Genomic DNA, 13,146 nt, shown 5'->3' with positions numbered 1-13,146 from the left:
TGTGGTGTATTATACGCCGTGGTTTTAAAAAAAGTTATCAAATCCGTTATTTAATATCAGATTTGTGAACTCAAAAAAATAAGCCACCTCTTTTTTAGAGGTGGCAAAAAAATTATCGTAATTCCGAATATCCAAATGAATTGACAATTGCGTCGATTGGTACCCCCTGCTTGCAAAGAGGGCAGTCATGAAGTGGATAAGAAGCATAATTTGGAATATCCTCATCGTGGAATACTGCAGTGATGTCGATACCAGCGACCTGGCGTACAGCAGAGAAAATAGCACAGGCGCCACTTATCTTTGCTCCATAATACTTAACGCATTCTGCAAGACTTTCTACAGTACGTCCTGTACTTAATGAACCAAAAAGTAAAAGTACATTTTTATCACGTACAGTTAACTGCATATTATCACGGAAAATACTTTGTCCTGTAGATGTAAGCTCTGGAGATGTGACATAGATCGTCTTGTGCTGATTATAATTTGCTACTCCAGCTTTTGTAAGTTCCATAGCTAGAAATGTTCCAACAACTTCCATGTCATCGGCACATACGATTGTGTCAACGGGAGTTTGTACTGAATAATGCATAGCAAGAAGCTGGGCAACACCCTGTGCCTCGTTGCATCTGGTCTTCATTGTACCGATTTCCATATAGTTAGTGATGTGTGAATGATTGGTAGCAAAATGACCAGGAATAATCTTGAGCGCGACTTCTGAATTTAGTGGTGCAGGAATTTTAGTATACTCTTTTAGCATAATAACCCCCTTTTATTAACCTAATATTAATAACCCCATTTACAAAATACTCTCTAGCAAAGTTATTATATCATACCCTTAAAATTAAAAGTGTGAATTTTTTAATGCAACTATTCACAATTTTTTTACTATTGTTATGTAGAATAAACATAAGATATTAGGGGGCATTATGGAATTATTCAGATTCAGTGATGAAATTCAAACTGCATACGAGCGATTACCACATGCACTGGCTATCTATCAATTTATAGATAATCAGATTTTTGCCATTATGTTATCTGATGGATATTGCGAATTATTCGGGTTTGAGAGCAAGGATCAAGCCTATGAGGCCTTGGACAAAAATGTTTATCATAATATCCACCCAGCCGATGTATCTCGAATTAATGACGAGGCTTATCGCTCGTTGATGGCTGGAGATACTTATGACATCATCTATCGCTCTCGCACAGCTGGAAATGACGATACAGCTGAATATAAAGTTATTCATGCCATTGGAAAGCATGTAGATATGGAAAATGGAGTACATCTTGTTCATGTAGTTTATGCAGAATCTGGCGATCAAGTAACTAAAAAAATTATGGATTTACAGGAATCTGTTTCTTCTCTTCTCTCAAATATGCCTGCCATGACATTCTCAAAAGATGTTGTTACAAGAAAATATATTGCTTGTAACCAAGCCTTTGCGGATTATTCATGCAAAGAAACTCCAGAAGGTGTAGTGGGGCTCACTGATTTTGAGATTTTTGATAAGGAAACCGCACAGCACTTTGTAGATGATGATAAAAAGGCCTTGGACATGAATAAACCTTACATCTTTTATGAAGATGTGCCAGATGCAGATGGAAATCCACGCCGATTTCAGACTACAAAGCTTAAATTCATGGATGCTACAGGAAGAACCTGTCTCCTTGGACTATGCCAGGATGTGACAGATGCCATGGTAATTAAGGAAGAATATAACAAGAAATTGGAAAATGCTCAGAACCGTGCCAACGTCGATGCTTTGACAGGTATAAGAAATAAAGCAGCCTACGTTGAGTTTGAGAACAAGCTCAATAAGACTATTAATGAAAAAGGCTGGGTTCAGTTTGCTATAACAATATTTGATGTAAATAACCTTAAAACCATCAATGACACTCTAGGACATCAAGCAGGTGATCAATTCATATGCGAAGCCTGTAAAATAATATGTACTAAATTTAAACACAGCCCTGTCTTTCGTATTGGCGGTGATGAGTTCGTAGCAATATCTCAAGGGGAAGACTTCGATAACATAGAAGAATTATTACAATATTTCAGCGAGCAAAATAACGCAGCTATAAAGAGCGGTGGAATTGTTATAGCTTGTGGTATGGCCATTTATAACAATGAAGGTAGTGTATCCCCAGTGTTTAAAGCCGCTGATGAACAGATGTATAAAAATAAGCAGTATTTAAAGAGTCTACAATAACTCATAGTAAAAAAATGGACTGGCGATTTCGCCAGTCCTTATATTTTCTATTAAATTTCAGGCATTACCTTTAAAGCACCCTTTACCTGAGTAACCTTTGCAGCTGTAGCGTTTGCTATAGTAAGCAACTCTTTTACCTGATCTGCTGTAAGCTCCATGCCATGACCTAAAATGTAATGAAGTGCGCAACCCATGAAGGTATCTCCAGCACCTGTAGTGTCTACTACTGATTCCATCTTAACACCAGCTACTTTAACAAGCTCACCATCAGCCATTCCGATACTTCCGTCTGGTCCAAGTGTAACAAACACCTGCTTAGCTGATGACATTTCTTTAATCTTTTTATATCCTGCTTCCATATCTGTAAGGCCTGTCATAAACTCAACCTCGTTATCAGATATCTTAAGGATATCACAGTTTTCCATTCCCCACTTGATAGCTGCCTTGGCATCATCAAGATTTGCCCAGAGTGGCTCACGTAAGTTTGGATCAAAAGAAACAAGAAGTCCTTTTTCCTTTGCAAAAGCTACAGCTTTCTTTGTAGCTTCCTTTGCACATTCTGATGTCATTGAAAGTGTTCCGAAATGGAAAATCTTTGAGTCCTCGATTAAGCCATATTTAACCTCAGACGCATTTAACATCATATCTGCACCTGGATTTCTGTAGAAGCTGAAATCTCTGTCTCCGTTAGGAAGCTTCTTAACAAAAGCAAGTGTAGTGCGAACCTCCTTATCGAAAACAACACCCTCTGTGTTGATTCCGATTTCCTCGATAGTGTCTGTAAGCAAACGACCAAACATGTCCTCGCCAACCTTGCCAATAAATGCAGTCTTGTGACCGTTCTTGTTAAGTAATGAAAGAACATTGCAAGGTGCTCCACCTGGGCATGCCTCGAATGTGTCATTTCCCTGTGAACTCTGCTCACCTGGAGCCATGTCAATTAAAATCTCTCCTAATGCAATTACATCGAATTTCTTCATTTATACTGTGCTCTCTCTTTCTATATAAGATACTGGAAGAAGTGTGCGCTTTGGCACGACCTTTCCCTCCGCAGCTGAAATCACAAGCTCCACCGCCGACTCTGCCATTTCTTTTATTGGCTGGTGTATAGTGGATATAGGTGGTGTAGTAAGACGTGATATCATTACATCATCAAAACCCACCAGCTTAATGTCTTCAGGAACTTTTCTACCTATTTTACCACAAACTTGAAGCACTTGCGCGGCAATTAAATCCGAACTGGCAAATACTCCATCAATATCAGAATCAAGCTTTAAAGCACTATCTAAAAGTGAATGATAATCCAGGCTTTCGTACTGATCCTGACTGGTGACTATTTCCTTATATGAAATACCATTTTTTTCACAAACTTTTGCAAAACCTTTTACACGATCATCCGCAGGCATTGAATTATTAACAACACCTGAAATCATAAGAACATTCTTACATCCTGAATCAATAAGAGCCTGGGCTGCCAGCATTCCCCCCTGTTCATTGTCACACTCTACGGCTGCAGTTCCATTTTCTATAAAACGCTCTACTGTGACAAGTGGAATTTTGCTATCTGCAAACTCCGATACCTGTACACTGGAAGAAAATAATATAACACCTGCCACTCTATTACTTGTGCACATGTCTAGGTATTCCTTCTCCTTGTGTTTTGCCCCTTTTGAGTTGGCAAGGATTATTTTATATCCTTGTTTATTTGCTGCGTTTTCAATATTACTAATCATTTCCGAAAAGTAAGGATGTCTGATATGTGGGACTATAACCCCTATGGTTTTTGTAGACTTCTTGGATAAAGATCTTGCCACCTCATTTGGTTGATAGTTAAGCTCTTCCATGGCCGCATAAACCTTTGCTCTAGTCTCTTCGGAAATGTATCCTCTGTTATTTAATACTCTTGATACTGTAGTGACAGTCAATCCGCACTTTGCTGCCACATCCTTTAATGTTGCCATTTTTCCCTCCAATTAAAGCTAATCTCCCTGTCCACATTCTACCATAAAAATCGGCAATACCACACTGAGCATTGCCGTTTTATTTTACGAATGTTCAATAGTGAACTTCTTAGTTTTTAAGTTAGCTTTAAGTCTTGCAAAAGCATCTCCCTTTTGTCTGAGAATAACAAGCTCTTCATCGCTGCAATCCTCTAATATGAACTCTCCATCAAAAACTGGATGCTCATTTCTAAACTTCATAAGCTCAAGTAATTTCTTAACCACTGGTCTTTCAACCTCGCGGTCGATTTCATCAAGCTTGTAGTAGTGACGATTAATATTTCTACCAACCTTTGTCTCCTCTAAAAGCTGAAGGTCGTTCTTTCCTGCAAGAAGTCCCACATAATAAACCTGTGGAATACCTGGTGCAAAGAACTGAACTGCTCTTGCGAGAAGATAAGCATCGTCATCATCTCCAAGCGCTGAATAGTAGCTGCAGTTAACCTGATAAATATCAAGGTTATTGTATGCTGCTGTATTGTAAATCTTTTTAACATTAGCGCCAAATTTAAAGATGTCTTCCTTTGTACGCTCGATTTCCTCATCAGGAAGAAGATCCTTAACGTCTACAACTCCGATTCCATCGTGTGTATCAAGTGTTGTAAACTGCTTTCTTGGGCAAATCTCAAGCCAATGCTTTAAGTACTGTGACTGACCGTAGTAAAGTCCGTTGATAAGAAGCATTGGAAGAGCGAAATCATATACATAGTAATCATGACTTTCAATCTTCTGCTGCATTGTATAGTGCTCGTGAATCTCAGGAAGAAGTGTCACGCCGTATGGCTCAACAATCTTTGCTGCCTCATCCATAAGCTCCCATACCTCAGGCTCGATAAAGAAGCATGAAGAACCTGCCTTCTTTGTCGCGTAGGCGAAAGCATCTAATCTAATCATTGCAAGACCATGCTTGCAAAGTGTCTCAAGGTTATCCTTGATAAATTCCTTAGCTGTAGCTGATTTGCAGTTGATATCAATCTGCTGCTCATCAAATGTACACCAAACCTTCTCAGTAGTTCCGTCTGCGAAATTCGCATCTACGTATGGAGCTCTTGGCTTTCTCTTGTAGATTGCATCTACTTCTTCCTCTGTTGGTTCGCCGTTCTCCCAGAAATCCTTGTAACGGATAAAAAGATCCTTGTACTTAGAATCATCCTTCTTTGCAAGGAAATCCTTATAGTATTCACTCTGTGCTGAAATATGATTAATCATATAATCAGCCATAAGATAATAATCTTCTGCTAACTTTTCAATATCATCCCAATCACCAAAAGCTGGGTCAACTACGTGATAATCCATTGGAGCAAAACCTCTGTCTCCTGATGAAGGGAAAAATGGAAGAATGTGAATTCCACCGACTGCATCCTTAAAATGCTTGTTCATTACTGTTGTTAAATCTGAAAGGTTATCACCCATAGAATCTGCATAAGTGATAAGCATACATTTGTTTTCTAGCTTTTTCATTTTTTCAATCCTTTATTTTTTATTTAACAGCGCCAGCTGTAATACCTTCTACGATATATCTCTGGAGGAACAAATACAAAAGAAGGATTGGAAGCATTGCAAGTAACAGTGCAGCCATAATTAATCCTGTATCTGTTGAATAAGTACCGTAGAATACCTTTGTTGCGATAGGAATTGTGTAAAGCTCTTTACGTCCAAGTACAAGAGATGGAAGTAAGTAGTCATTCCAGAATGCCATTGCATCAATGATTGCTACTGTTGCAATTGTTGGCTTTAATATCGGAAATACGATTTGTGAGAAAATCTGCCATTTGTTACAGCCATCAATTGTTGCTGCCTCCTCAAGTGAGATAGGTACGTTTGTGTGAATACTTCCGTGGAACATAAATGTTGCCATTGAAAGTGAGAAACCGATGTGCATAAAAATAAGTGTAATTCTGTGATTTAATATTCCAAATATTCCACCGTATAAAGAAACAAGAGGAACCATAAGTACCTGGAATGGAATTACCATTGATGCAATCATTGTTACGAATAAAATCTTGTTTGCTTTCCAGTTATTTCTAACAATAAGGTATGCAGTCATTGATGAAAGAATGATTGTACCGATTGTTGAGAAAATTGTTATAAAAAGTGAATTTCCAAATGAGTTCCAGAAATTCATTTTCTTAATAGCATTAGGGAAATTCTCTAATGTAAATCCATGCTTACCAATAAGAGCAAGTGGATTAGCAGTGATATCTGCCTTAACCTTAAATACATTTATGATTACCATTATGAAAGGGAAAATAAATGCTACAAATAATATCGCAAGTACGATAATCATAATGGCGTGTCTAATTTTTTTATTGCGTGCTGCTTTTTCGTTTTCCATTATGCCTGCACCTCCCCTTTCTTACCAACGTATACTTGAATTCCACCGATAATAGCGCAGATTACAAAGAGGATAAGTGCCTCTGCCTGACCTGTACCATAATTCTTGTTGATGAAAGCCTGGTTGTAAACGTGCATAGCTGCAAGTGCTGAGCTTCCGTATGGATCACCGTTTGTCAGTGAAAGGTTAACATCGTATACCATGAAGCATCTTGTGATTGTAAGGAATAAACACTGTACAAATGATGCTGTCATAAGTGGAATTGATATATGAATGATTGACTGTGTCCCCGTACAGCCATCAATTTTAGCCGCCTCAATAACATCTTCTGAAACACTCATAAAGCCTGCTACATAAATAAGCATCATATAGCCTGCATACTGCCAAACTGAAACAATGATAAGTGCTGCAATAGCACCTGTTTCTGTGGCAAGGAGTGACTTGGCATCTCCACTTGCAATAGAAGCTGAAAGTGAAACTAATGCCTTATTAAATACGAATTTCCAAACATAACCAAGTACGATACCACCGATAAGGTTTGGAACAAAGAAACCTGCTCTAAAGAAATTCTGACCTTTGATTCCGCTTGTTACCATGTAAGCGATAATGAAGGCCACTGCATTTACCAAAATAACAGCGATTGCTGAATAGATAAATGTACGTCCAAGAGATACCCAATACCCTGAATCTCCTATTGCATTAACATAATTATCAATGCCAACAAATGGCTTATTTCTAGAAACACCATCCCAACTTGTAAATGTAAGATAAAGACCATAAATAAAAGGAATGATTACCACGCTAGCAAAGATTACTGTAGAAAGACCAGCAAATAATAAATACTGTTTTAATTTATAGCTCAGTGTATTTGTTTTCATAATTTTATCCTTCTTTTAAAATAGGGCTCTTAAGTCTCCCTAAGAGCCCTTAGTAATCAATGATGATTAGTGCTGAATTGGTGTTGCTGTCTTGAAGTACTCTGTTACTTCCTTAGCAACCTCTGCTCTGTCAATTGCCTCATCGAGGTACTTCTGCATAATCTCCTGACCTACTACTGTCATGTGATCATCTGGAAGGTAGTTGTAGTTTGGTACAAGGTTTCCAGCATCAGCGTATGCCTTTACTGAAAGTGAAAGTGGATCAAGTGCTGAAGCATCAATGTTGTCGAATGCAGGAACTAAAGCGCACTTTTCTGTAAGGAAAGCATTTCCTTCAGCATCACTTACTAACCAGTTAAGGAAATCAAGAGCTGCCTGTCTCTGCTCATCGCTTGTAGCATCAGAGCTGTCTACGAAGATGTACTTAGAACCGCCACCAACAAGCTTCTGGTTTGTACCATCTTCTGTGTTCTGTGGAACTGGCATCATACCAAGGTTCTCTGTGTAGTCGTACTGGTTGATTACTGACCAATCCCAGTTACCACCAAACATAAATGCAATGTCGCCCTGAGCAAACTTCATTGATGTTTCTTCACGGTCAGCGTTTGAAGCAGAACCCTTAGCGTAGTTGTACTTAACAAGTGTCTCGAATGTATCCATGATTGAGTTGAACTTCTCATTTCCAGCAAGGTCCTCAGAACCTGCAAGAAGACCATTTACATATGCGTCTGGATCAGCCTGCTCTTCGTATACCATTGGGAACCAGTGAGCACCAAGTGACCAGTACTCTGAAAGAATACCAACTGGAGCTTCCATTCCACCAGCTACAAGCTCATCAAGAAGCTTCTGGAAGTCATCAAGTGTTGCTACTGATGAAGGATCAAAATCCTTACCTGTTACCTTCTTAATTGCATCTGCGTTGTAAAGAATACCTCTTGCCTCTACACAGAATGGGAAGCCGGCAAGCTTATCATTTACTGTAATACCTACTGATGTGTGACTAGCCCAATCTTCATTTGAAAGATCATAAGCATAATCATCAGCAAGTGAGTAGATATCCTTTGCATCAACCATTGTAAGTGTATATGGATCGTTTGATGCGTATCTTGTTGCTACCTGTGAAGCAACTGTTGTATCTGTATCAGCATTGTAAACCTCAACGTGTACACCTGTGTTTGCCTCGTACTCTTCTGCCATCTCTTCGAACTGAGTCTGAATCTCTGTCTTAGAGTTTAAGATTGTGATAGAAACGCCATCACCCTTTGCTGCCCCATCGCCTGAGCCTGAAGCTGAACCACATGCAACCATAGACAATCCCATAGCTGCTACCATAACTAATGAAACTAACTTTTTCTTCATTTCAATTACCCCTCCTTCAAAAGGTCTGTTTGTTTTGATGATTGGATGATAGCACTGTGTGTTATGGTATGTCAACCGGTTGACATATATCTTAAAGGTTTTCGTGAACGATTTGTGAATACCGCTATAAAACGAAAAAAGGATTTTGTTGAAAATACCAACAAAATCCCTTATTGCTATATAAAAACAAATATGTTATGCGTTTGACATATTCTTCTTTTCAATTAATTAAAACCAAGTGCAAGACCTATTGCTCTAACTATAAATGCTATGAGCCATGCTACTGCGCACTGGAAGATAACCATCTTAAGAGCAGCTCGTCTTCCTGCTTCTCTTTTTTCTGCAGCTATTGCAGCAACACAAGGTGTGTAAAGCAAGCAGAAAATCAGGAACACAAAAACCGTAAGAGGAGTAAGCTCTGCCTGTAAACCTTCTGCTCCACCATAAAGTACAGTAATCATTGAAACTACGCTTTCCTTTGCAAGGAAGCCTGAAATAAGTGATGTTACCATCTTCCAGTTTCCAAAGCCAAGTGGAATAAATATAGGAGCAAGAACTCCGGCCAAAGCTGCTAAAATACTTTCTTCTGATGATTCCACCATATGGAAGTAAAAGTTAAAGTTCTGCAGGAACCACACTGCAATTGTTCCAAGGAAAATTACTGTGAAAGCTCTTTGGATAAAGTCTTTAGCCTTGTCCCACATAAGCATCAATACATTCTTAAGACCAGGTAATCTGTAGTTTGGAAGCTCCATTACAAAAGGAACTGCCTCCCCCTTAAACATAGTATTCTTCGTACAAAGTGCTACCACTACAGCTACCACTATTCCTATTACATAAAGCCCTACCATCACAAGGGCCGCCTTATCTGGGAAGAATGCGGCTGCAAAAAAAGCATATATAGGCATCTTTGCACTACAGCTCATAAATGGAATAAGAAGCTGTGTCATCTTTCTATCTCTGTCAGATGGCAATGTACGTGTAGACATAATGGCTGGCACTGAACATCCAAAACCAATAAGCATTGGCACAATACTTCGTCCCGAAAGACCAATTCTTCTAAGAAGTTTATCCATAACAAAAGCTACACGAGCCATATATCCACTATCTTCTAGCATCGACAGGAAGAAGTATAGAACAACGATAATTGGCACAAAGCTAAGCACCGAACCAACACCTGTAAAAATAGCATCAATAATCAAGGAATGGATAGGTGCCGCAACATTTGCTGCTGTAAGCACATTATCAAAGGAATCTGTAATCGCACCTATGATTGTTTCCAGAACTCCCTGAAGGAATGCTCCCACCACATTAAAGGTAAGATAAAACACTAGGGCCATAATTCCGATAAACGCTGGAATAGCTGTCCACTTACCAGTGAAGAACTTATCAAGATTTCTACTTCTGATATGCTCCTTACTCTCCTTAGGCTTGATAACTGTCTCTTCGCATATACGATTTATAAATGTAAATCGCATATCTGCCATGGCTGCTGCTCTATCAAGACCTCTCTCCTTTTCCATCTGAAGGATAATCTTCTCTAAGGTATCAGCCTCATTATCATCTAGACCAAGAGCCTTTGTAACAAGTGAATCTCCCTCTAGAAGCTTTGTTGCAGCAAATCTAATAGGAATATCAGCCTTTTCTGCATGATCCTCAATCAAGCTCATAACACCATGGATAGCTCTATGAACTGCACCATTGTGATCTTCCTTGCCACAGAAATCTGTGCGACCAGGCTTCTCATTATACTTTGCAATATGAATAGCATGGGAAACAAGCTCCGCAATACCTTCATTCTTAGATGCAGAAATTGGAACAACTGGAATCTGAAGTAAATCCTCCAATTCATTAATAAGAACTGAACCACCATTTCCTGCCATCTCATCCATCATATTAAGAGCGAGAATTGTAGGAATCTCCAGCTCCAAAAGCTGCATGGTAAGATAAAGGTTTCTCTCAATATTAGTGGCATCAACTATATTAATGATAGCTGATGGCTTTTCCTCTAATACGAAGCGACGAGATACAACCTCCTCGCTAGTGTATGGGCTCATAGAATAAATACCAGGAAGATCCACCACCTCAGTATTTGGATAACCCTTTATTGAACCACTCTTTCTATCTACAGTAACACCTGGGAAATTACCTACGTGCTGATTAGCACCAGTAAGCTGATTGAAAAGTGTAGTCTTTCCACAATTCTGATTTCCTACAAGGGCAAAAGTAAGCTTACCAGTATTTACTTCCTTTGCCTTATGCTCTACCTCATAATCATGAGTGAGCGTCTCTTCACCAAGTGCTGGATGGGGAATACTTTTTTCATGTTTCTTCTGATTCTTTTCCACCTCAGCAGTATCTCTTATATTCTCAATTTCTATTTGCTTAGCATCTGCCAGTCTGATGGTAAGCTCATAGCCGGATATACGAAGCTCGATTGGATCTCCCATTGGAGCATACTTAATCATGGACACATCTGAACCAGGAATGATACCCATGTCCAGAAAATGCTGACGTAATGCTCCACTACCTCCAACCTTAGTAACCGTGGCAGTCTTGCCTATTTCTAACGTACTTAAATTCAAATTTCGACTCCTCTAATCTTAGTTAGTTTATAATCGCGTTTATTATATCATACTAACCGTAGTTTGTTGTATACAATATACATTTTTGTTTAAATAATGCTTATATGCGGTTCCTTTAATATTGGGGCCGCTATTATTTTGCTCATAAAACATATAGAAATATCCCACCATGCTACCGTGCCCTGCCCATTCTCCTGCAGCATTTGAGCAAAATGTTAGATTTTTTTAAGCTGCTGGTGGAGCTTTAAGTGGGTGTCCTTTCATTGATTTTGCACTTCGAAAAGAATGCTGTGTTTTCCACAGACATGTTTTTTGTCTATAAATATTCTCCAAAGTTTTTTGTTGAGGTTGCTTCCATATTCCGTTTGCTAAGTAGAACTTAAAAAGAGATATTTGTTTGTAAGGGCACCGTGGCACATTCAACGTCCTGTTTCAAGTGACCACTGCTGCCGCCGTCCTAGCGGCAGCTGCCCTTACAATTCAAATATCTCTTTTAGTTCTACTAAGCTCACTCCAAATATCCAGCAACCTTCAACAAAAAATTTGGAGAATAATTCATAAAATATATTTCATGTCTGTGTTAAGCACACATTCTTAATAGAAGTGCAAAGAATGGAAAGAACACCCACCAATAAAGAAAGCGACACGCAGCTTATAGAAAATCAACATTTTGTGATTGGGCAGGAGAATGGGCAGGGCACGGTAGCATGGTGGGCTATTTCTCAATACACTAAATTGAGCAAAATAATAGCGGCCCCCCGCCTAAGCAAGGAACCGCATATAAGCATTATTCAACCAAAATTTATTCTGTAAAAAGTGGTGTTGAGTAGTATCTGTCGCCTGAATCTGGGAGAAGAGCTACGATTGTTTTGCCCTTGTTCTCTGGCTTCTTAGCGTACTCGATGGCACCGTGAAGTGCAGCACCTGAAGAGATACCAACTGAGATACCTTCCTTCTTAGCAAGAAGCTTTGCGGCTGCAAATGCATCCTCTGCCTCTGCTGTGAAGATTTCATCATAAACTTCTGTATTAAGTACATCAGGCACGAAACCAGCACCGATACCCTGAATCTTGTGAGCACCTGCACGACCCTCAGAAAGAACTGGAGAATCTTTTGGCTCTAAAGCTACAACCTTTACATTTGGATTCTGGCTCTTGAGGTATTCGCCAACGCCTGTAACAGTTCCGCCTGTACCAACGCCTGCGATGAAAAGATCAACCTTTCCGTCTGTGTCCTTCCAGATTTCTGGACCTGTTGTTTCACGGTGAGCTGCTGAGTTTGCTGGGTTTACGAACTGACCTGGAATGAAGCTTCCCTCGATTTCAGCTGCAAGCTCCTCAGCCTTAGCGATAGCCCCCTTCATGCCCTTAGCACCTTCTGTAAGTACGATTTCTGCACCGTATGCCTTAAGGATATTTCTACGCTCAACTGACATTGTCTCAGGCATTGTAAGGATTGCTCTGTAACCCTTAGCTGCTGCAATAGCTGCAAGACCGATACCTGTGTTTCCAGATGTTGGCTCAATGATAACTGAGCCTTCCTTAAGCTGTCCCTTCTTCTCTGCATCCTCAATCATAGCAAGTGCTACTCTATCCTTTACAGATCCTGCTGGATTAAAGTACTCAAGCTTAACTAATACTGTAGCCTCGAGACCGAGCTCTTTCTCAATGTTTGTTACCTCTACAAGTGGTGTGTTTCCAATGAGCTCTGATGCGCTCTTATAAATGTTTGCCATAACATTAAACCTCCGATAATTTCTATATTGTATTCTAGTCCTTT

Annotated in this window: 11 protein-coding genes; 2 read left to right on the top strand and 9 right to left on the bottom strand. The window is 39.4% G+C overall.

Annotated elements, in window-relative coordinates:
* Window positions 1-112 precede the first annotated feature (112 nt).
* A complete protein-coding gene (locus BMZ41_RS04810; RefSeq protein WP_028246521.1) occupies window positions 113-757 on the bottom strand; it encodes a type I phosphoribosyltransferase in 645 nt (214 codons plus the stop codon).
* A gap of 169 nt (window positions 758-926) precedes the next feature.
* Between BMZ41_RS04810 and BMZ41_RS04805 the strand changes: the two genes are divergently transcribed.
* Entirely contained in the window at window positions 927-2,210 is a 1,284-nt protein-coding gene (locus tag BMZ41_RS04805; protein WP_090527283.1) for a diguanylate cyclase domain-containing protein, read from the top strand.
* Window positions 2,211-2,260: 50 nt separating this feature from the next.
* On the opposite strand, the gene BMZ41_RS04800 is transcribed toward BMZ41_RS04805, so the two are convergent.
* From BMZ41_RS04800 to feoB, 7 genes are all read right to left on the bottom strand, one after another.
* On the bottom strand, window positions 2,261-3,190 hold the full coding sequence (locus tag BMZ41_RS04800) for a carbohydrate kinase family protein (RefSeq protein ID WP_090527280.1): 930 nt from the start codon (window positions 3,188-3,190) through the stop codon (window positions 2,261-2,263).
* Window positions 3,191-4,171: a LacI family DNA-binding transcriptional regulator gene (locus BMZ41_RS04795; protein WP_090168789.1), complete on the bottom strand. Its 981-nt coding sequence runs from the start codon at window positions 4,169-4,171 to the stop codon at window positions 3,191-3,193.
* 84 nt (window positions 4,172-4,255) lie between these two features.
* Window positions 4,256-5,671, bottom strand: coding sequence for a sucrose phosphorylase (gtfA, locus tag BMZ41_RS04790; protein ID WP_090527276.1), 1,416 nt, complete (start codon window positions 5,669-5,671; stop codon window positions 4,256-4,258).
* Between the two features lie 19 nt (window positions 5,672-5,690).
* Window positions 5,691-6,545, bottom strand: a complete 855-nt coding sequence (locus BMZ41_RS04785) for a carbohydrate ABC transporter permease (protein ID WP_028246512.1) — start codon at window positions 6,543-6,545, stop codon at window positions 5,691-5,693.
* Entirely contained in the window at window positions 6,545-7,423 is an 879-nt protein-coding gene (locus BMZ41_RS04780; RefSeq protein WP_090168791.1) for a carbohydrate ABC transporter permease, read from the bottom strand. The genes BMZ41_RS04785 and BMZ41_RS04780 overlap by 1 nt, the downstream gene beginning before the upstream one ends.
* A gap of 66 nt (window positions 7,424-7,489) precedes the next feature.
* Window positions 7,490-8,782, bottom strand: coding sequence for an ABC transporter substrate-binding protein (locus BMZ41_RS04775; protein ID WP_090168793.1), 1,293 nt, complete (start codon window positions 8,780-8,782; stop codon window positions 7,490-7,492).
* A gap of 224 nt (window positions 8,783-9,006) precedes the next feature.
* Window positions 9,007-11,367, bottom strand: a complete 2,361-nt coding sequence (feoB, locus tag BMZ41_RS04770; protein ID WP_090527273.1) for a ferrous iron transport protein B — start codon at window positions 11,365-11,367, stop codon at window positions 9,007-9,009.
* A gap of 612 nt (window positions 11,368-11,979) precedes the next feature.
* Between feoB and BMZ41_RS04765 the strand changes: the two genes are divergently transcribed.
* A complete protein-coding gene (locus tag BMZ41_RS04765; RefSeq protein ID WP_090168797.1) occupies window positions 11,980-12,180 on the top strand; it encodes a hypothetical protein in 201 nt (66 codons plus the stop codon).
* On the opposite strand, the gene cysK is transcribed toward BMZ41_RS04765, so the two are convergent.
* On the bottom strand, window positions 12,170-13,102 hold the full coding sequence (gene cysK / locus BMZ41_RS04760) for a cysteine synthase A (protein ID WP_090527269.1): 933 nt from the start codon (window positions 13,100-13,102) through the stop codon (window positions 12,170-12,172). The genes BMZ41_RS04765 and cysK overlap by 11 nt on opposite strands.
* Window positions 13,103-13,146: the final 44 nt, after the last annotated feature.

Origin of the sequence: Pseudobutyrivibrio sp. UC1225 (assembly GCF_900115215.1) — a bacterium.
Lineage (GTDB): Bacteria > Bacillota > Clostridia > Lachnospirales > Lachnospiraceae > Pseudobutyrivibrio.
Note: the sequence above shows the minus strand (reverse complement) of the source record. Positions and strands in the feature narration are given on the sequence as shown.

What these genes read in the sequence shown, in the direction of transcription:
- gtfA (WP_090527276.1), bottom strand. Translation starts at nt 5,671, where the DNA reads ATGAAAAAGCTAGAAAACAAATGTATGCTTATCACTTATGCAGATTCT.
- BMZ41_RS04800 (WP_090527280.1), bottom strand. Translation starts at nt 3,190, where the DNA reads ATGAAGAAATTCGATGTAATTGCATTAGGAGAGATTTTAATTGACATG.
- BMZ41_RS04775 (WP_090168793.1), bottom strand. Translation starts at nt 8,782, where the DNA reads ATGAAGAAAAAGTTAGTTTCATTAGTTATGGTAGCAGCTATGGGATTG.
- BMZ41_RS04785 (WP_028246512.1), bottom strand. Translation starts at nt 6,545, where the DNA reads ATGGAAAACGAAAAAGCAGCACGCAATAAAAAAATTAGACACGCCATT.
- BMZ41_RS04810 (WP_028246521.1), bottom strand. Translation starts at nt 757, where the DNA reads ATGCTAAAAGAGTATACTAAAATTCCTGCACCACTAAATTCAGAAGTC.
- BMZ41_RS04780 (WP_090168791.1), bottom strand. Translation starts at nt 7,423, where the DNA reads ATGAAAACAAATACACTGAGCTATAAATTAAAACAGTATTTATTATTT.
- BMZ41_RS04805 (WP_090527283.1), top strand. Translation starts at nt 927, where the DNA reads ATGGAATTATTCAGATTCAGTGATGAAATTCAAACTGCATACGAGCGA.
- BMZ41_RS04795 (WP_090168789.1), bottom strand. Translation starts at nt 4,171, where the DNA reads ATGGCAACATTAAAGGATGTGGCAGCAAAGTGCGGATTGACTGTCACT.
- BMZ41_RS04765 (WP_090168797.1), top strand. Translation starts at nt 11,980, where the DNA reads ATGGAAAGAACACCCACCAATAAAGAAAGCGACACGCAGCTTATAGAA.
- cysK (WP_090527269.1), bottom strand. Translation starts at nt 13,102, where the DNA reads ATGGCAAACATTTATAAGAGCGCATCAGAGCTCATTGGAAACACACCA.